Raw genomic sequence first — 21,257 nt, forward strand, 5'->3', positions numbered from 1 at the left:
GTAGGAGTCTGGGCCGTGTCTCAGTCCCAGTGTGGCTGATCATCCTCTCAGAACAGCTAGGGATCGTCGCCTTGGTGAGCCATTACCTCACCAACTAGCTAATCCCACCTAGGTTCATCCAATCGCGGAAGGCCCGAAGGTCCCCTCCTTTCCCCCGTAGGGCGTATGCGGTATTAGCAGTCGTTTCCAACTGTTATCCCCCTCGACTGGGCAGATCCCTAGGCATTACTCACCCGTCCGCCGCTCGCCACCTCAGGAGTAAACTCCCTTGTGCTGCCGCTCGACTTGCATGTGTTAGGCCTGCCGCCAGCGTTCAATCTGAGCCATGATCAAACTCTTCAATTAAAAGTTTTTTGTTTAACTCGCGTTAAACGACTCAATGAATTCTACTGTTTTGATTCGCTTCGCTCACTAAGAAGCATTGCGTTTCAATTTATACATTACTGTATGTACATATTGCTATGAACACTCATTCATTGATTTAATTCTTTGATTACTCGCCAAACGGCAGAGTAATTTCGATTAACTCAACACCTGTGAGTGTCCACACAGATTTGCTTGATAAATTGTTAAAGAGCATTGACCATCGCATTATCACAAGTGATTTCAGCGGGTCAGGGCTGCGTATTTTACGCATTCCCGTTTTTGCGTCAAGTAGTTTTTTAAACTTTCTTTTCGCTCATCAAGGACTGAATCACTTGATGAACTGGCACTTGAAACTGCGTATCGCTGTCTGCCGTGTCAGTGGATGCGCATTATAGGCAGCGGAACTTTTTGTGCAAGCGCTTTTTTAGCCCCTAAAAACTGTACGCCGACATTTTAAGCATTATGTTTATTTTTTATCTATTTTGGCTTGGTTATTCAATTTTGATGTAAGTTTTTATCTGATAAATGATAATTCGCGCTCAATTTTTCGGCAGCAGTCTAGTGTAAAAGTAAATAATTCATTACCATATGACTTGCTGTTAACAGTTATTTATCATTTTCTATTTCATTCAGAGAGCATTTATATGCAAAAGTCATTTCTTATTGTTTTGGTTATTGCCATTCTTGGCGCAATTGCGCTATCTCAATTTGCAACAACATTACCCGCTTACATCGCCTTTGTTGCTGGCGTGATTATTACTACGCTTATCTTTAAATTTGTCCCTGATTTAGGTACCACTCAAGCTGCTGATGAACAATATGTCGGCCCGACAATGACACTCTATGTAGGTAACTTGCCTTATCGTGTGCATGAGGGAGAAGTGAAAGTCTTGTTTGGTGAATTCGGCCCAGTCAATTCAGTCCGTTTAGTTCGAGATCGTAAAACAGGCCGCCGTAAAGGCTTCGGTTTTGTTGAAATGTCCGAAGCAGGTGCTCAAAAAGCAATGGTTAAGCTAAATGACTTTAACTTCCAAGAAAGAACCTTAAAGGTTAGAGAAGCTAAGACTCAAGATTCGGAAGCTGCCGACCGTACAGGTACTGATGAATAATCTGCGTTAGCTTATCCGTTCTGGTTGATTGTGGTGATTCGCTCTAGGGCCGAAAAGCCACAATCGACTAACATAGTCATCAATCCCTCACTGATTTCCGCTTTAGTATAAAACGCCTGCATAACCGAATCTTGATGCGCGTCTTTTAGACCTTGCTGTTCGCTCTTAGTAGCTAACAGTGTTTTGACTCGTTTAGCTATTGCCTCACCTGAATCAAGCAGAGTCACACCTTGACCCAATACCTGCTGCAATTCATCACGCATCATTGGGAAATGAGTACATCCAAGTACCAATACATCTAACTCCGCCTCGACAATCGGCGACAATATCTGCGTTAATCGCACCATATCCAGCTGACCAGTGGCAATCTTCTGCTCGGCCATCAGCACTAATTCCGAACATCCGAACAGCTCTACATGGCAGTCATCGGCAAATTGGCTAATGAGTTCGTGAGTATAGTGGCGCTTTACCGTACCTGGGGTGGCAAGCAAACCAATACGCTTACTTTTAGATAACTGCGCCGCGGGTTTAATGGCGGGGACAACTCCCACCACAGGAATAGATAGAGTGGCACGCAGCGCGGGCAGCACAACCGTACTCGCGGTATTGCAGGCAACGACAACAATAGCTGCATGGGTACGCTCTACGACTTGGTCGATTAGCGCGACACAACCCGAGACAAGTTCCTGCTCTTCCAACTCGCCATAGGGCAATCTGGCATTATCGAATAAATAGCAGTAATCATGGTGAGGAAGCAGTTTGCGAATTTCTGCTAATACGGATAGACCGCCGATGCCAGAATCGAATACTAATATTGGTTGCGACAAGCCCATCTCCAGTTAATTCTTCTTCGCCCCATGCGCGGGCGGATTTTCCCACAGCTTTGCTCAAACCGCAAAACCAAGATGCTGGACATTCGTGTCACCTAGTATAAAATTTGCGCCCCAATTTACAGCCACGGTGAATCAACAATGAATTTAGCAGCAATGGATCCCACGACCTATGATGCGCAACTGACTGCAAAGCGTATCAAGCTAGAGCAGGCCTTTGCCCAATTTGAGACGCCGAGTGTTGAAGTGTTTGCCTCTGAGCCTGCCAACTACCGTATGCGCGCCGAGTTTCGCGTATGGCATGAGGGCGACGATTTATACTATTACATGTTTGATAAAGTATTGAACGACAAAGTACGTTGTGATCAATACTTACCTGCGAGTGCGTTAATCAATCAAATGATGGCGGCACTGATCGCCGAGTTAAAACCTAACCACAGCCTACGCCACAAACTCTTCCAGGTTGATTTTTTATCAACGCTCAGTGGTGAGATTCTAGTATCACTGCTGTATCACAGACAGCTTGATGACCAATGGCGCAGCGAAGCCACCGCGCTCAAAGCCAGATTGAGCAGCCAATTTAAGGTCAATATCATTGGCCGTGCGCGCAAACAGAAAATCGATTTAGATAAAGACTTTGTAGTTGAGTCACTGCAAGTGAATGACAAAGTTTTCCATTACAAACAAATCGAAAACAGCTTTACCCAGCCAAATGCCAAGGTGGCAATCAAGATGCTGGAATGGGCTATCGACGTGACTCAACACAGCCAAGGCGATTTGCTGGAGCTTTACTGTGGTAATGGCAACTTCTCTATCGCGCTGGCACAAAACTTTAATCGCGTGCTCGCGACCGAGTTGGCCAAACCTTCAGTAGATGCAGCCCAATACAATATCGAAGTCAACAATATCGATAATCTGCAAATTATCCGCATGTCGGCGGAAGAGTTTAGCGATGCGATGGCCAAAAAACGCAGCTTCAGGCGCTTAGAAGGCATCGATCTGGATAGCTATGTGTGCAGCACCATTTTTGTCGACCCACCAAGAGCAGGTATCGACCCAGCTACGTTGGACTTAGTGCAAGGTTATGAGCGGATTTTGTATATCTCGTGCAATCCCTATACCTTAAAAGACAATTTGCAGCAACTAAATCAGACTCACAAGGTGACACGTTTTGCGCTATTCGATCAGTTCCCTTATACCGACCATATGGAAACAGGTGTACTGCTAGAGCGTCGTTAGGCGACTCTATATACCTAAAAACAAAGGAGCCTGTGGCTCCTTTGTTTTTAGTCAAACCATACCCAACTAACGATGTTCTACTTTATGTTGTAATGCTTCAGCGCCCTTGGCGACCATGCGCAGCTGCATTACTAATTGATCGGCAAGCACTTTACGATCGGCGCGCTTCATATCCAGTGCCGACGCTCCGGCGTTAAACACTAAGGTCACTAGCGCTTCTGCCTGTGCTCTGGCCAGCATAGGTGTACGGCCCGCCGTCGCTTCAGTGTAATGAGCCAGTTCAGAAATAAAATGTTCGATCTCGCGAGCCACCGCTGCGCGGAATGCCGCCGAGGTACCTGAACGCTCATGCAGTAAAATTCTGAAAACGTTTGGATTAGAATCAAGTACTTCCATAAAGGTATCCACTGATATACGGATCACGCTACCACCCGCTTCAGCACGTTGACGCCCCTTGCGCATCATTTGCCTTAGGGTAAGCCCGCCCTCGTCGACCATAGTCAACCCAAGTTCATTCATATCCTTAAAATGACGATAAAAGGATGTGGGCGCAATGTTGGCTTCCCTCGCCACTTCTCGCAAACTTAAGCTAGAGAAGCTCCGCTCAGCACTGAGCTGATTAAAGGCCGCATCGACTAGAGCCCGCCGAGTTTTCTCTTTTTGCTGTGCACGAATACCCATTCTTGAATCCGCTAACTGAATGTAATGACGCGATAATACCGCTTTTGCGATTGAAACACAGCCCTATCCACCTTGACCAAACAAGATTGCTGGGCTAAATTAGCTTACAGTTGTACGCTCAAATGCGGATATTGGAAACTATAATGAATAAACCCCCTATCATCTGGCTTAATGTCACCCTATTTAGCCTAACCTTTCTCAGTGCGGTAATCCTCGTTCCTTGGTATGGCCTAGCCCACGGTTACGGTGCCAGCGAATGGATTGCTTTTGTGGTGCTAGCCTTTGCCAGTGGCCTGTCGATCACTGCGGGTTACCATAGACTCTGGTCACATAAAGCCTATAAGGCACACCCTGTAATACGTTTCATCTACGCACTTGGTGGTGCATTAGCATTACAAAACAGCGCGTTACATTGGGCATCCGATCATCGAGTGCATCATAAGCATGTCGATGACAATGACAAAGATCCTTACTCCGCCAACATGGGTTTCTGGTACAGCCATATCGGTTGGATGCTGCGCGAATACCAAGCCCAACGCTACCATGACTACCAAAACGTGCGTGATTTGCAGAACGACCGTATCGTGATGTGGCAACACAAGCACTATCTTGCGCTTGTGCTACTTATGAATATTGGTCTGCCTGCTTTATTAGGCTGGTTCACTGGCAATATCGCGGGTATGTTACTGATGGCGGGACTTCTGCGCTTAGTGGTCGTGCATCACTGCACCTTCTTCATTAACTCCCTCGCCCACGTGTGGGGTAGCCAACCTTATACCGATAAAAATACGGCCCGCGATAACGGTTTTCTGGCTGTACTGACCTACGGTGAGGGTTACCATAATTTCCACCATATCTTCGAAAACGATTATCGTAACGGCATTAAATGGTGGCATTACGATCCCACTAAGTGGTTGATTAAGGCGTTATCTTGGGTGGGTTTAGCCAAAGACTTACGCACGAGTCCGCAGGAGCGAATCGAGAGTGCCCGCTTACAAATGCAACTGCTGCATGCTAAAAGCAAAGTGCTCAATTTGCCAAATGCCGATGAAATTATTGAAAAGATTCAACAAGAGTATGAGTTGATGAAACAACACTTACTCGAATATTATCAAGCCCAAAAGGCACTGTTAGAGGCCAAACGTAAGCAACTGGTCGATCAGCAATTATTGCAGCAAGTCGAAGAGCTAAAAACCCGACTCCTGAATCAGCAAAAAAGCTGGAAGAGCCTGACTGCAACTTATAGCTAGGCCACAATTATCGGTAAAAATCATACGGCCGCCTTGCATGGTGGCCGTATCCTATTATTATGATGCCTCATTCACTTTTTACAGGATGTTAGGCTCATGTCGAATTGTGCAGTATCTCCAACCGATAGCATTAAACTCACCGAATATAGTCATGGTGCCGGTTGCGGCTGTAAAATTTCGCCGAAGGTACTAACGACCATTTTAGCCTCCCAGCTCCCCGTATTTACCGATCCCAATCTGCTGGTCGGCAATCAGAGTCGCGATGATGCGGCCGTGTATAAGCTCAATGATGAGATTGGCATTATCAGTACCACTGATTTTTTTATGCCCATTGTTGATGACCCCTTTACCTTTGGCCGCATTGCTGCCACCAATGCGATTAGTGATATTTACGCCATGGGCGGCACGCCGATGATGGCGATTGCTATTTTAGGCTGGCCAATCAACAAATTGCCTGCCGAAATCGCGCAACAAGTGGTTGATGGCGGTCGTCAAGCCTGTATGGAAGCAGGCATTATGCTGGCTGGCGGTCATAGCATCGATGCACCTGAACCTATCTTTGGCCTTGCAGTAACAGGACAAATCGCCTTAACCGATTTAAAACAAAACGACACTGCTAAAACTGGCGATCGTTTGTATCTCACAAAACCGATTGGCATTGGCATCCTGACCACGGCACAAAAGCTGAAGAAGCTAAAAGACGAAGATAGCCACATTGCGGTGAATGCCATGTGCCAACTCAATAGCGTAGGCGCTAAGATCGCTAAGATCAAAGGCGTAAACGCCCTGACCGATGTCACTGGCTTTGGTCTTGCAGGCCATCTGCTCGAAATGTGCCAAGGCGCTAAACTCACCGCCAAATTAACACTCGATGCAGTGCCGCTCTTACCTCGCGCCCTCGACTATCTTGCGCAAGGTTGTGTTCCCGGCGGAACCCACCGTAACTACGACAGTTATGGCGAACACTTACCCGCCCTTACTGATCATCAAAAAGCCATTTTGTGTGACCCGCAAACCAGCGGAGGCTTGTTAGTGGCGGTATCGAGTGAGGCCGAAGCGGAACTGGTGGCACTGCTTAATGCCCATCAAATTGAGCCTATCTGTATTGGCTCATTAGAAACGCCCACCTCCACCGCTAATGTAGTGCTGTGTTAATGTCAGCGATGATCATTCCCGCCCAGCAATATCACGATATCTTTGTTGCTGGGCAGCCATTAATCGACTTAAGGGCGCCAATCGAGTTTGACCGCGGCGCGTTTCCTTCCTCGGCAAATCTGCCGTTAATGGTTGATAAAGAAAGGGAAAAGGTCGGCACTTGTTATAAAGAGCAAGGTCAGCAAGCTGCAATAGCCTTGGGCCACTCCCTCGTACATGGCGCAGTAAAACAACAAAGAATTGATGCTTGGTTACACTTTTTATCGGCCCACCCCGAAGCTTATCTTTACTGCTTTCGTGGTGGCCTGCGTTCACAATTAACTCAGCAATGGCTAAAAGAAGCGGGCGTAGTCGTACCTTATGTACAGGGTGGCTACAAAGGCATGCGCCAATATTTAATTGGTGTGATTGATGCCATCCCTAACGAACAACGCTTGTTAAGCCTAAGTGGTATGACGGGCTGCGGTAAAACGGATTTTTTAAAACAGCGCAAAGAGGCAGTGGATCTTGAGGGTATCGCCAATCACAGAGGATCGAGTTTTGGTAAAAACATCGACCCACAACCAACGCAAATTAACTTTGAAAATCGGCTCGCCATTGCCCTGTTGCACCATCAATTAGGCAATCACGCCTGTTTGTTGCTCGAGGATGAAAGCTTTTTGATTGGCCGCTCGGCGCTGCCGCAAAGCTTTTATAGCGCCATGCAGGCAGCCGATATTGTAGTACTCGAAGAAGATGATGACATTAGGCTAAGTCGCTTACTCGATGAATATGTTCATAAAATGCATCACGGTTTTGTTGAACGCTTAGGTATTGAGGCAGGCTTTGATGCCTTTAGCCAATATCTTTTGCAGAGTCTTACCAGTATTCGTAAACGTCTCGGTGGTAAACAATTTCAAGAATTACAAGACATCATGCAACTGGCTCTGACGCAGCAACTCAATCAAAACCAAACCTCACAGCATTTAACTTGGATAAGCCTGCTACTGCAAAAGTATTACGACCCTATGTATGAATACCAATTAGCAAAAAAAGCACATAGAGTGCTTTTTAGGGGAAATCACCAAGACATGCATCAGTGGTTAGATAACTTATCGCAAGATAATCTTGGCTAAACAAGTACAGCTCAGCATGTTAAAAACAAGAAAACCGTGTGCTAACTGCCACGGTTTTCTTTATCTATCTCGTCAAGTTAGGACTTATTGAGCAGATTCAAGACACTATCCCTTAGCGAGTGCCGATCAGCGCTTTGACCATCCACCACATCCGTTAAGCTCACCGATACCTTGGACCAGAAGCGTTTCGGCATTGTGGTCAATGCATGGCCATCTTTATGACTGAAGTAAGAGCCCCACAGACCATTGAGCGCCATAGGGATTACGGGCACGGGATCGCGGGCCAAGATTTTATCGATACCAGGGCGAAACTCGCCGAGTTCACCATCCGGCGTTAAACGACCTTCGGGGAAGATACACACCAACTCGCCATTCGCTAACGCCTCATGAATTGATTCAAAGGCTTGATTGTAAGTCGCCTCACTCTGGCGTGGCGAACAAATCGGAATCACTCCTGCATGGCGGAACAGGTATTTCAGCACCGGAATTTCACTGATCGATTTATCCATCACAAAACGAATCGGCCGGGTCGACGCGCCCATAATGATCAACGCATCCACATAGCTCACATGGTTACAGACTATGATACCCGCGCCTTCTTTGGGGATCTTTTCCCGCCCAGTCACAGTCACTCGATACATCACATGGCTGAGTAAGTAACTGATAAATCGTTGGGTAAACTCAGGCACTTGTGAATACACATAGAGAGCAACAACGAAATTCATCACGGCTAGCAGTAAGAACAACTGTGGAATACTCCAGCCAGCCACACCGAGTAACAGCATAGACAACAACGCTGACGCCACCATAAAGAGCGAGTTCATAATGTTATTCGCGGCAATCGCTTGCGCACATTCTCCCTTCGCAGAACGCGCTTGAATAAAGGCGTACAGAGGGACGATAAACAGACCTCCGCTGACCCCAATCATAAAGAAGTCCAGCATCACTCGATAATGCTTCTGCTCGGCAATAAAGCTTTGTAAGCCATAAACAAAACTAGCATCCGCTGGTGCAGGCGGAATCGCCCACAGCAAGTCCACACCAAACACGGTTAACCCGAGCACCCCAAAGGGCAACAAGCCTAACTCCACATGGCCAAAGGAAAAACGCTCACAGACAAAGGAGCCCACCGCAATCCCAATAGAGAACATTCCCAGTAGCAGCGACACCACTGTCGCGCCAGAGTGCAAATGCAGCTTGGCAAAGTTAGGGAATTGGGTCAGATATGTCGCCCCCAAAAACCAGAACCAGCTAATGGCGAGGATGGCCATCCAAATCGAAGGCGTTTGGCGTGCCTTCTTAATGGTGCGCCAAGTGCCTGATAATGGACGAAATTGGATTTTCTGTACCGTGCCCTGCGGCGGTAAAGCAGGGATCGCACGGCTAGACAAATACCCCGCCAAGGCAAGGGCTGCAACCGTGATGGCCGACCACAAGGTGGCGTTGTTTTCAGACACTAAGATCCCGGCACTCAAGGTACCGATCAAGATAGACAAAAACGTCCCCATCTCAACCCAGGCATTGCCCGTCACTAACTCATCCTCTTTTAAGGCTTGAGGCAAGAGGGAATATTTGACCGGACCAAAATAGGCTGACTGGCTACCGGTTAAAAACAGCAGTAATAACATCATCATGTAATTCTCACTCACAATAGCGAGTGCGGCGCTGAACATAATGATGACTTCGAGCAGTTTTAAGCGACGGATAAGTTTGGCTTTATCCATATTGTCGGCCACGACGCCAGCATGGGCAGAGAACAGGAAAAACGGCAGGATAAAGACCCCTGCAGCCAAATTAACAAACATGTCGACGCTAATGGGTAAATCATTGACTTGGCTGAAGGTGACGAGCAACAGCAACACATTTTTATAGATATTGTCGTTAAGTGCGCCCAGACATTGGGTTGCGAAATACGGTAAAAAACGTTTTGTTAGCAGCATGATGCTTCCCTCTGATAACCCATTCCCTGTAAATACCCAGTCACATGACTTTCTAGTAAAGCGGGTAAAGATGCCGTATCGGCAAACAATTTATTATCCAGTGACAATGCCGTGAGGCCGTGGATGCCGCCCCAGAGTACTCGACTCATTTGGAGTTGCTGCTCAGCAGTCTTATGGGGGAACAACAGGGCTAACTCACGTTCAATTAAACTGAATAAACTCGCGATAAGATGGCCTTGAGATTCGGGCAAAGGTTCGGAGTCGAGTAGCTGCAGTTCAAATACCAACTTAAAACATTGGCGCTGTGCATGGGCAAACTCAGCGTATTTTTGCGCCATGTTGATGATTTTATTGCGACTATTATCTGCATTTACCTCGGAGAGCTCATGCATCAGCGCCTGCAGCGTTGCCTCAGAAACGGCTAACAAAAGGTAGTTATAGCTACCAAAGATATTAATTAAGGTACTCGGCACATAGCCAATCTGGCTAGCAATCTTGCGTAAACTCAGTTCTTGTGTCCCTTGCTGTTGCAGCAGTGCCATTGCCGCTTCTACTGCCATAGTACGAATTTCATCATGACTATGCTCTTTGCGTCTCGCCATAGGTCTCACTCCCTGTTGAATGCAGTGAGATTAACAGTCTGAAAAATAAAAAACAACGTTCAAAATAAGTTTATTTTGCGTACAGCATGAAGTAAAAGGCATAAAAATGAGGGAAGAAAGTCTAACTCTGGGCAATCGCTCGATGGCAACCCTGGAGGGAATTTAACTTTTAGCACATAAAAAACGACGCCCTGAATCGAGAGCGCCGTTTCGACATTGAACTTTTACCTAGCGGCAGTGATAACTCATCACGACTCTGTCGGCCCCAGCGCCAAAATAGTCCGCTTCGAAGGCAGTATCGACAAACCCTAAACGCTGATATAAACCATGGGCAGGATTATGGGGATCGACAGTTAAATCCACCCGCTTAACCAGAGGTGGTATTTGGCTTAAACATTGTTGTATTAATTGTTTACCAATGCCTCGCCCGCGGGCTTGCTCACTCACCGCCACGGACAGGATCCACATACAGGTAGGGTCGCCACTTTGAGCGCAGAGCAAATAGCCTAAAAGCTCCCCGTCAGCGTCTACGGCAACCAGAAACTGCTCAGGCCAACAATCAAACCCTTGGCGGAAGAAAAAATCGGGATAACAATGATCGCCAAAGATAGCCTGTTCAAGTTGAAAAACGTCGGCTAACTCTGACTTTAATACTGGACGAATCGACTGCATGTAAACCTATTCACCAATTAAAATTTTATCCCACGCTAAATTGGGCGCACCAACAACAATAAAGTTAGGATTTTCAAGCGTCTCACGTTCGTTGTAGGTTAAAGGTTGCAGCTCGGTATCCATAAGCTGACCACCCGCTTCCTCAATAATGATCTGTGCGGCGCCGGTATCCCACTCTCCCGTAGGCCCGACTCGCACATAACAATCGGCGCGTCCTTCGGCGACCAGACAACTCTTCAAGGCCGCACCGCCCATGACCACCAGTTCACAATGCTTAGGATGATTGAATAGAGTTAATACAGATTGAGGATCCTGACGACGACTCACCGCTAACCTTAGGGAAACTTGCTCACGGTGCTGAATTTGCCTACTACTGATGCGCACTTCCTGCTTATCGGTGCGTTTATAGGCACCTAATCCCGCGATGGCGTAGTAACACACCTGCGTCATCGGCACATAGACCACACCCATTACTGGACGATTGTGCTCCACCAACGCAATGATCACCGAAAAATCACCACTACCGGCAATAAACTCTCCCGTGCCATCGAGAGGGTCGACTAACCAATAACGTTTCCAGCCGACACGCTCACTCAGGGGAATATCGGCAGCCTCTTCAGACAGGATAGGAATATCGGGCGTCAATGCGGCTAAGCGTTCACAAATCAGCTTATTCGCCGCTAGGTCCGCCGAGGTGACAGGGGTATTATCAGACTTGGTTTCTCGCTCAAAATTACCCTTGAGGTAAATCTCACGAATAGTGCGACCCGCATCCGTTGCTATCGCAATCACCTCGTCGATTAACTCTTCTGGCTTCATAACCACTCCAATCGCTAACATCGCGAATGATCCACAAGCACTCAATTGCTGAATGCTATAACAAAAAAGATTATTTAAGTTGTAGGTGTTTCTGCGCTAAAAACAATGCGCTCACACTACGGGATTCCGAAAAATCGCTATTTTCGAGTAACGCTTCCCACTCGGCCAACGCCCAAGGCACCACATCTATGGGTTCTGGCTCATCGCCTTCGAGGCGGCTTTCATATAAATCTTCTGCTATGAAAATTTGCATCTTGCTAGAGAAATAACCCGGCGCAAGGCTAAGTTCTTTCAACAGGGTCAGCTTACGGGCCCCAAAACCAATTTCTTCCTGCAATTCTCGATTGGCCGCTTCGATAGCTTGCTCACCAGGGTCTATTAATCCCTTAGGAAAACCTAGCTCGTAATTGTCAGTACCAGCTGCATATTCACGGGCTAACAGCATGTTACCTTGATGAATGGGTACAACCATCACAGCGCCACGGCTTCCGCCCTTCATCCGCTCATACTGGCGCTCGACACCGTTAGAGAATTTAAGATGGACTTGTTCAATTTGAAACAAACGGCTCTTAGCGACAACTTCAGTATGCAAGATTTCCGGCTTGTGGTGCCGCTGTGACATAACTGCCCCTGGATAAAAATAGCAACAAACTAACTAGGATAAGTGACAATCTTACTATCCTGTCTTTAATCTACAACCTGAATTTAGTGCGGCTATTCCAAAGACCACCACCCAAGTAATGGGATTTAAGTCACGCACTAAGCAATAACAAAGGAGAAGCGGCTAAAACTTTCCCGCTTTTTATCGCGAAAATTCACCCACAAAAAAGGGGCTAAGCCCCTTTTGATGTCAATATCATCTAAAACTGATAACGCAGATTGAGTTGATAGCTCAATAGGTCATTCGGCTCTATAGCAAGGTATTGATAACCTAAACCCACAGACCAAGCATCACTAAATTGGTAACTAAAACGCACTCCCGCATACCAATCTGTGCCATCTAAATCAGTCGTTATCGTGGTATTGCCCATGGTACTACTAATATCCGCTTGCCAATGGAACAAGCCAACGGGTACTTCAAAGCGCCAACCCTCATGTTCAAGCAAGGTAAGCCTCAGGCCAAGCATAACCCCATCGGCAAGCACTGGGGTGACGGTTTTCACCAACTCATGGTATTGCGCTGGCGTTAACGTCGAGCCCTTAATTCTCGCGCTTCCTTCACCAAAATCGGCATAGCCCAGTTCCAACGCCACAATCGGTGTCCATTGATAACCTAGACTCACCCCAAATGCGGTATCCGAGTCATCGACGCTGAGGAGTTGTCCCTCTCCGACTTGGGCGTTTAACTCAGGCAGTGTTTTATCGGCCTGCGCTTGGCCGATAAAACCCTCAACATACCAGTCTGTTGCCTGTGCCTGTTGCGTCACACTGAGCAATAACAGGCAGCCTAAGGCCAATCGCTGTAATTCTCGGCGACGCAATATCGCGCACGCTAAGATAAATGCCAACGCCCATGAGGTCATACTGCCTCCTCCTGACTTATTATCGATAATGACCTCTTGATAGGCTTTCACTGTGATAAGCACCTGCCCCGTCGCTTCACCACCTTGGCCATCGCTAATCCTATAGGTCACGGTATCCACACCATCGAATCCTGTTTTAGGGATATAGCGCAGTTTATTGGCTTCGATAGCCACAGTGCCCTGTTGAGCCGTCGCACTTAATAGGGTCAACGTATTACCATCCACATCGGTGTCATTACTCAGCACATCGATAAGCAAGCTGGTACGGTCATCGGTAGCGGCGCTGTCATCGACAGTCACAGGTGCAGTGTTACCATTGACCACGATCGTCAGCTCACTACTTGCCGTACCACCTTTACCATCGGTAATGCTATACACCAACACATCGGTGCCGATAAAGTCTACCGCTGGCGTGTAACTGATCCGTTGATCCGCTAACACTGTGGCAGTGCCAAACTCACTGATCACTTGAGTAACACTCAAACTATCCCCATCGCTATCCGTATCGTTGGCAAGCACATTGACATCAATACTCTGGTTCCAAGCAATTGCTGCCGAGTCGGGATTGGCGACAGGCAAGTGGTTACCATTGAGCATCACAGCAACGCCACTTGGGTCGACGATAGTACGGTTAGCCACACCATCATCATCGTTAGGGCCACCGTCTTCGATAGTCAACTGCACACACCAATGGCCTTCGGTTAATCCCGGCGTCCAACGGCTATCCCCCGGCGGAGGGCAGAAACCACGTTCCCCCTCAGTACTGGCAACAGTGTTGTTTGCATCAATCACAAAGTCTCGCCAGCCCGCTTGCGCATTAAACTTGCGGTAGACGGCATTCGCTGGAACGGGCGAGCGTTGTGGCAATACCAAGCTATAGCTTTGGCCCTGTTGTGGTAGACCCGTCGCGATAAAGTCGAAAATACCACCCACATTTGCGGCTAAAGCATCTTCAGCCACAGCTTCAGGCTGTAGTTGCACGCCGCTCTGTCCACGGCTTAGGGCAATATTTCCCAAACGTAAACAGACGCCCGCTTGCCCTTCGGCCAAGAAGTACACTGGCTGCAATTCCCCTTCAGGCATCACATTACAGTCATTGTTCGCATCCAAATAATCTGGGATGCCATCACTATCGCTATCGCTATAGCCTTCTTGAACATCGGGGATTAAATCGCCATCCGTATCAGCACTCGTCAATGCGGCTAAACTTGGACGCACTACGATGTACACCGTTTCGGTACTCGACAGCACAGGCGAACCATCATCGGTCGCTGTTAAGCTCACGGGATAAATCCCCGGCGTTACCGCGGCTGGAGAGAACATCATCCCCGTCGCATCCGCTTGCAAGCTTAACGCACCGCTTGCCCACGTCAGCGTTAATGTATCTTGCTCATTGGCATCGGAGGCGGTGGCACGAATATGCACATCGCCGCCATTTTGCGCGACTATCACCTGCTGTTGGCCAGCTTGAGTCACCGCCAAACTAAGCTGTGGTGCAATATTGGCTTCGGTAATCACCACTTGGGTCTGCTGCTTACTACCAAGATTCAGGCTTGGGTCAAGGCTGATTAATACCTCTTCATTCCCTTCACTCACACCATCGTTCAAGGTAGTAAAGTGGATTTCTGCCATTTGTCCTGAGGCTATCTCCACTACGCCATCAACCAAATCATGGTCGCTGCTGTCTGCCGTTCCTGACACTGTGTAAGGAATACTCAGCGGATAGCTTGGTGCCTCTCCGTTGAGGTGAACACTCACGGTCACTTGATTCCCTTCTGCAATAACTTGATCTTTGCTCAGCGAAATCAATGGATTGACTTTGACCTTCTGCGCTTTAATCGCCTTGTTGCCCTCGCTGTCTACTGCCTGCCAATAGGCTAAGGAGTTGCCAGGGGCGAAGAATAAGCTCTTATTCACCAGCGACACGGGTAATGGATGGCCATTACGGTCAACCGCCTTGGCAAAACCGAGTTTCACCCGCGTAAACAGGCCTGTCGCATTCACCTCAACATCATCAGGTAGAGTGATCACGGGTTGACTCGCTGAGTCAGCGCCTTCAATCAGCACATTCACTTTGGCGGTTGCTCGGCCTTTGTTGCCATCGCTAATGGTATAACGCAGTGCAACAGGCCCCACATAAGCCTCGGGCGCGGTAAAGCTGAGTCCATCAGCAGTGATTTGTACACTGCCAATATCCGCAGCAGCACCATCAATGCTTAAGGTGTCACCATCGACATCCACATCGTTTGCCAACACAGCTAACGAATAGGTGTCATTTGCAGTACTGGTTAAGGTATAGCTGTCATCGACAGCTTGAGGATCGTCGTTCACTGGCGTAACCGTAATGGTGACTGTGGCAGGCTCTGAGCTCAGCTCTGCATCTTTAGCGATAAAGCCAATAGAGTCAGTACCATTAAAATCCTTCTCAGGCGTATAGAGCCAGACACTACCGTGCTGCTCTAAGGTACCAGAGGCAGGTTGGGCGCTGATCTCATAGGTCAGAGGATCATTATCGGCATCCTCACCCGCAAGCGTGATCATCACCGAACTGTCTTCCTCAAGAGCTACAGACTGATTGGAAGCGACAGGCGCATCGTTGACGTTTGCCACTGCAATCGTAAAGCTCTGGTCTGCGGTTAAACCATCCACATCGGTGGCGCGAAGCACCACGGCATGACTGCCGACATTGGTGTTAGTTGGGGTGCCACTTAACACGCCCGTGGCTGCATTGAAGCTCAGCCAACTTGGCAAAGTGACTGCGCTTAAGGTGACACTGTCGCCCACATCGCTGTCGGTCGCCACCAAGGTGTAGCTATAGGCCGCATCTTGGGTGGCGCTAGTCTGTGCACTAGAGGTGATGGTTGGTGCATCGTTGACGTTTGCCACCACAATGCTGAAGCTCTGGTCTGCGGTTAAACCATCCACATCGGTGGCGCGTAGCACCACGGCATGACTGCCGACATTGGCATTAGTTGGGGTGCCACTTAACACGCCAGTCGCGGCATTAAAGCTCAGCCAACTCGGCAGAGTGACTGCGCTTAAGGTGACACTGTCGCCCACATCGCTGTCCGTTGCTACCAAGGTATAGCTATAGGCTGCATCTTGGGTAGCGCTGGTTAACGCCGTTGAACTGATGGTCGGCGCATCATTAACGTTTGCCACCACAATCGTAAAGCTCTGGTCAATCGTCAGACCATCCCCGTCCGTGGCGCGTAGCACCACGGCATGACTGCCGACATTGGCATTAGTTGGGGTACCACTTAACACGCCCGTCGCGGCATTAAAGCTCAGCCAGCTTGGCAGTGTAACCGCGCTTAAGGTGACACTATCGCCCACATCGCTATCCGTTGCTACCAAGGTGTAGCTATAGGCCGCATCTTGGGTAGCGCTAGTCTGTGCACTAGAGGTGATGGTCGGTGCATCGTTGACGTTTGCCACCACAATGCTGAAGCTTTGCTCTGCGGTTAAGCCATCGACATCGGTGGCGCGTAGCACCACGGCATGACTGCCGACATTAGCGTTAGCTGGGGTACCACTGAGGACTCCTGTCGCCGCATTGAAGCTCAGCCAGCTTGGCAGAGTGACGGCACTTAAGGTGACACTGTCGCCCACATCGCTATCCGTTGCTACCAAGGTGTAGCTATAGGCCGCATTTTGGGTAGCACTGGTTAACGCCGTTGAACTGATGGTCGGTGCATCGTTGACGTTTGCCACCACAATGGTAAAGCTCTGGTCAATCGTCAGACCATCCACATCCGTAGCGCGTAGCACCACCGCATGGCTGCCGACGTTAGCATTAGTTGGGGTACCACTCAGCACACCCGTGGCTGCATTAAAGCTCTGCCAACTTGGCAGTGTAACGGCACTTAAGGTGACACTGTCGCCGACATCGCTGTCGCTTGCGACCAAGGTGTAGCTATAGGCTGCATCTTGGGTGGCACTGGTTAACGCCGTTGAACTGATGGTTGGTGCATCGTTGACGTTTGCCACCACAATGCTGAAGCTTTGCTCTGCGGTTAAACCATCCACATCGGTGGCGCGTAGTACCACGGCATGGCTGCCCACGTTAGCATTAGTTGGGGTACCACTCAGCACGCCAGTCGCGGCATTAAAGCTCAGCCAACTTGGCAGTGTCACGGCGCTTAAGGTGACACTGTCGCCCACATCGCTGTCCGTTGCTACCAAGGTGTAGCTATAGGCTGCATCTTGGGTGGCACTCGTGAGTGCGGTTGAACTGATAACGGGAGCACCATTAGGCTTCACTGCGTTACTCGCCGAGGAGGCGCTACTGGTTCCTGCTGAGTTTATAGCTGCAACCGTAAATGAATAGGAAGTCCCATTGGTTAATCCCATTATCGTGATGGGTGAAGAAGTACCCGATGCCGTAATACCGCCTGGAGTCGATACTAAGGAATAGCCCGTAATGGCATCACCACCAGTGAATGCCGGAGCACTAAAACTCACCGTTGCTTGAGCATTCCCCGCAGTGGCAGTGCCGATTGTTGGCGCGCTTGGCACAACGGCATTGATACTGAATGAACGACTCACTTGAGTCGCCGCCAAATAACTCGCATTGCCCACTTGGTCTGCGTTGATGGTACAAGTGCCTACAGTGACAAAGCTCAATAAGCCCCCACTGGTGATGGTACAGACACTCGGAGTGGATGAGGTAAAGGTTGGTGCCAAACCTGAATCAGACGTTGCAGTCAAAGTCGGTGAAGTACCAAAGTTTTGCGATCCCGGATTAGTGAAAGTAATGGATTGGCTTGCTGCGGGCGTCACGCTATTTGATGCAGCTGATGCAGCGCCTGTGCCAGCAGAGTTATTTGCCGTTACCGTAAAGGTATAGGCCTGTCCATTAGTCAAGCCTGTCACTAAAATCGGCGAACTGGCACCATCAACTGGGGCAACATCAGGCGGGCTGACGCTCACGGTATATCCTGTTAGGGAGGTTCCACCCGTGTTAACCGGGGCAATAAAGGATACGTTTGCTTGCATGTCACTGGCCGTTGCTGTGCCAATTGTTGGCGCACTCGGTACAACAGCATTTACTGTAAATGTTCGGCTGACCGTGGCGGCGGCCAGATAGGACGAATTACCAGCCTGCTCAGCGTTGATGGTACAAGTACCTGCAGTGACAAAAGTCAGGGTTGAACCGCTAACCGTACATACCCCTGTGGTAGATGAGCTAAAGCTGACGGCTAAGCCTGATGTTGAGTTGGCAGACAAGTTGGGCGACGTTCCAAAATTCTGCGCCCCAGGGTTAGCAAAAGTAATAGTCTGAGGCGATGCGGGTGTGACTGAATTGGATGCTGCAGACGCAGCACCAGTACCTGCGGAGTTAGTCGCTGTGACAGTAAAAGTGTAGGCCACTCCGTTAGTCAGCCCTGTCACTGTAATCGGCGAACCAGATCCAGTACCCGTTGCACCACCGGGGCTAGCGGTGACAGTGTAGCCTCCGGCAAGGATCGGTGCACCACCAGTGCTAACGGGGGCTGTAAAGCTAACCGATGCTTGAGTATCCCCGGCCGTTGCGGAGCCAATCGTTGGAGCACTGGGGACAACAGCATTAACGGTAAAGCTTTGGCTTACCGTCGTTGCAGCATTGGTGGCCGCATTCCCGACCTGGTCGGCATCGATAGTACATGAGCCAGAGTTAACAAAGGTCAACGCACCTCCAGAGGTGATGGTACAGATCCCCGTCGTTGAAGATGAGAAGCTGACCGTCAAGCCCGAGCTAGAAGTCGCACTTAGGGTCGGACTGGTACCAAAGTTCTGTGCACCGGGATTATTGAAAGTAATTGTTTGATTAGCTTTGGGCACCACTGAATTGGAAGCACCAGACACAATGCTTGTTCCAATGGCATTAGTTGCCGTCACTGTAAAAGTATAAGCCGTGCCATTCGTAAGGCCCGTTACCGTTATCGGAGACGTTGTAAATCCATTACCACCTGCGGTAATACCGCCGGGATTGGAAGTCACGGTATAACCAGTAATTGCCGAGCCACCGTTATTGACCGGTGCAGTAAAGGCGACTGTGGCCTGTCCAACGCCTGCCGTTGCAGTGCCTATCGCTGGTGCATCCGGTGCCGTTGGAATGGCTACCGTATGGCTCGTGCCACTGGTATAAGCTGCTGGGCCAGCATTGCCTGCCGCATCAGAAATATTGGTGGAACCGTTCAGGTTGAGCTTTATCGTACCATTGCCAGTAATACCACTCACCGTCACTGTCACACTGGAGCCCGAACTAGCAGATACACTTGCAATCGTGCCTGTTGCACCACCTGTAGTTCCCAAAGCGAAATCGTCAGTGGAAATATTACTGACAGACTCACTGAAATTCACGCTGAAATCCACGCTGGGATCCGTTGAAACCGCGCCGCCAACAGGGGCAGTACTGGTTACAAAGGGCACGACGCCATCCACCACCAACGCTTTGTTAGCGCCTAATGAATTAGCCGCTCCGGGTGAAGCCAGTGTAAGGGTCGCATTATTCGTAGCCGCATCGCGAATACTGCCGCCGTTCAACGCCAGCGAATTGGTTGATACATAGTCCAAATCGCTGTTGTTGTCGCCCGCCTGAACCGTATAGCTGAAGGTCAAGCTGCTGGAGCCACTACCACTCGCATAATTAATGGTGCGATCCGTTGTGCCAGTTTCCAGAGTCAGTTGTGGCGTACCAGTGACATTCACCACTTCGCTAAAGTTAACTTGGATACTGATGCTATCGCCCACTTTATAAGTGCCATTGGCTGTACTGGCTGTCACAGAAGATATAGTGGGCGCTATGCCATCAATAACAATATTCTTATTTGCGCCCAAAGAATTGGCAGTCCCAGGGCTTGGCAAGGTTAGAATGGCATTGTTGCTGGCTGCATCGCGGATAGTGCCACTGTTTAGCGCTAAAGAATTGGTCGCCACATAATCCAAATCGGCCGAGATGTCACCAGATTGAACCGTGTAGTTGAACGTCAAGCTACTAGAATTACTGCCGCTGGTGTAGTCAATAGTGCGATCAGTAGTGCCTGTTTCAAGTGTGAGTTGAGGTGTGCCAGTGACCAACACAGTTTCATCAAAATTCACCTGAACACCAATAACATCGCCTACTTTGTAGGTACCGTTTGTGGTACTGGCGGAAATAGAACTTACCGTCGGAGCAAGAGTATCGGTAGAAAAAGCGCCCACAGGATTAAAGCCAATGCCGCTGCTGGTACCAGTGAGCGAGCTGCTATTGGTTTGACTGTCATTTACGGTAGTACCACTGGTTTCATTTAACTTCCAATAACCCAATAAACCGGTTTCATTCCCCACCAACTCCATACTACGATTGTTTTGAATTTGCGTTTGGGTGCGTGCACTACTCCATAAACGTATGTCATCAATGCTACCTACAAAATCATCGACAGATGGGTGGTTTTGCATACCAAACAGCAGGTTGGTCACCGACGATCCAGCATAATCAGGGACAACATTGATAGCCCCTTGATCAAGAATATTGATACCCTGTGCTACTCCATCGACATAAAAATCCCAAGTTCCGTTATCAAATACTACTGCAATGTGATACCAGGTCCCCGCACTTAAGGACAGTGCATTACTTTCCGTCAAGCAACCAAAATCACAGGCCAAATCGACAGTCAGTTTGCCTGCGTTCAATATGAGACCACCAGCATCGTTACCACCGGTGATATCCACTAAATTGATAATGCCACTGACATTGGTAAATTGCGCCCAGAACTCCAGTGTAAATGTCGTCCGGTTCGATAGCGCAGAAGCCGCATTAGTCAGTGTAACGGTATCATTAGCTGTAAAATCATAGGATCGGTTTTGTGCATTAGCACCAAGGGAAGTCATCGCAAACAAACTGCCTACAATAAGTATTGTCCAATAAGAATGCCAGAATCTAACAATAAGATTCTTAACGGCATGTATCGCTTTATAAGCAGGTTGATGCAT

General features: G+C 48.8%; 13 protein-coding genes and 1 rRNA gene. 5 read left to right on the top strand and 9 right to left on the bottom strand.

Translation table 11 applies throughout. From position 1 onward, the window contains the following. A 16S ribosomal RNA gene (locus tag MMG82_RS06125) occupies positions 1-345 on the bottom strand; the annotation flags it as partial. A 665-nt stretch (positions 346-1,010) separates the two neighbouring features. Between MMG82_RS06125 and MMG82_RS06130 the strand changes: the two genes are divergently transcribed. Beyond that, on the top strand, positions 1,011-1,475 hold the full coding sequence (locus tag MMG82_RS06130) for an RNA-binding protein (protein ID WP_037430549.1): 465 nt from the start codon (positions 1,011-1,013) through the stop codon (positions 1,473-1,475). A gap of 11 nt (positions 1,476-1,486) precedes the next feature. Here the strand turns inward: MMG82_RS06130 and murI are convergent, their stop codons facing one another. Further along, positions 1,487-2,302, bottom strand: coding sequence for a glutamate racemase (gene murI / locus MMG82_RS06135; RefSeq protein ID WP_241406620.1), 816 nt, complete (start codon positions 2,300-2,302; stop codon positions 1,487-1,489). A gap of 144 nt (positions 2,303-2,446) precedes the next feature. On the opposite strand from murI, the gene trmA reads away from it, so the two are divergent. Next, positions 2,447-3,544: a tRNA (uridine(54)-C5)-methyltransferase TrmA gene (gene trmA, locus MMG82_RS06140; RefSeq protein ID WP_241406621.1), complete on the top strand. Its 1,098-nt coding sequence runs from the start codon at positions 2,447-2,449 to the stop codon at positions 3,542-3,544. A gap of 66 nt (positions 3,545-3,610) precedes the next feature. Here the strand turns inward: trmA and fabR are convergent, their stop codons facing one another. Continuing rightward, entirely contained in the window at positions 3,611-4,225 is a 615-nt protein-coding gene (fabR, locus tag MMG82_RS06145; RefSeq protein ID WP_011070594.1) for an HTH-type transcriptional repressor FabR, read from the bottom strand. 143 nt (positions 4,226-4,368) lie between these two features. On the opposite strand from fabR, the gene MMG82_RS06150 reads away from it, so the two are divergent. The 3 genes from MMG82_RS06150 (at position 4,369) to mnmH (ending at position 7,745) form a co-directional block, all read left to right on the top strand. Next, a complete protein-coding gene (locus MMG82_RS06150; RefSeq protein WP_037416479.1) occupies positions 4,369-5,475 on the top strand; it encodes a fatty acid desaturase in 1,107 nt (368 codons plus the stop codon). Positions 5,476-5,571: 96 nt separating this feature from the next. Further along, positions 5,572-6,630: a selenide, water dikinase SelD gene (selD, locus tag MMG82_RS06155; RefSeq protein ID WP_241406622.1), complete on the top strand. Its 1,059-nt coding sequence runs from the start codon at positions 5,572-5,574 to the stop codon at positions 6,628-6,630. Further along, entirely contained in the window at positions 6,630-7,745 is a 1,116-nt protein-coding gene (gene mnmH, locus MMG82_RS06160) for a tRNA 2-selenouridine(34) synthase MnmH (protein WP_241406623.1), read from the top strand. Before selD ends, mnmH begins: the two co-directional genes overlap by 1 nt. A gap of 77 nt (positions 7,746-7,822) precedes the next feature. Here mnmH and MMG82_RS06165 read toward each other — a convergent pair whose 3' ends face one another. The 6 genes from MMG82_RS06165 to MMG82_RS06190 form a co-directional block, all read right to left on the bottom strand. Continuing rightward, positions 7,823-9,685, bottom strand: coding sequence for an MFS transporter (locus MMG82_RS06165; RefSeq protein ID WP_241406624.1), 1,863 nt, complete (start codon positions 9,683-9,685; stop codon positions 7,823-7,825). Beyond that, complete coding sequence (locus MMG82_RS06170) at positions 9,676-10,287, bottom strand: TetR/AcrR family transcriptional regulator (protein ID WP_047535771.1); 612 nt, start codon at positions 10,285-10,287, stop codon at positions 9,676-9,678. Before MMG82_RS06170 ends, MMG82_RS06165 begins: the two co-directional genes overlap by 10 nt. A gap of 228 nt (positions 10,288-10,515) precedes the next feature. After that, entirely contained in the window at positions 10,516-10,959 is a 444-nt protein-coding gene (locus MMG82_RS06175; protein WP_047535773.1) for an N-acetyltransferase, read from the bottom strand. A gap of 6 nt (positions 10,960-10,965) precedes the next feature. Further along, a complete protein-coding gene (cysQ, locus tag MMG82_RS06180) occupies positions 10,966-11,778 on the bottom strand; it encodes a 3'(2'),5'-bisphosphate nucleotidase CysQ (RefSeq protein WP_047540291.1) in 813 nt (270 codons plus the stop codon). A gap of 70 nt (positions 11,779-11,848) precedes the next feature. Next, on the bottom strand, positions 11,849-12,400 hold the full coding sequence (gene nudE / locus MMG82_RS06185) for an ADP compounds hydrolase NudE (RefSeq protein ID WP_037430523.1): 552 nt from the start codon (positions 12,398-12,400) through the stop codon (positions 11,849-11,851). Between the two features lie 238 nt (positions 12,401-12,638). After that, entirely contained in the window at positions 12,639-21,257 is an 8,619-nt protein-coding gene (locus MMG82_RS06190) for a putative Ig domain-containing protein (protein WP_241406625.1), read from the bottom strand.

The sequence above is a fragment of the Shewanella sp. MM_2022_3 genome, assembly GCF_022557375.1.
Taxonomy (GTDB): domain Bacteria; phylum Pseudomonadota; class Gammaproteobacteria; order Enterobacterales; family Shewanellaceae; genus Shewanella; species Shewanella xiamenensis.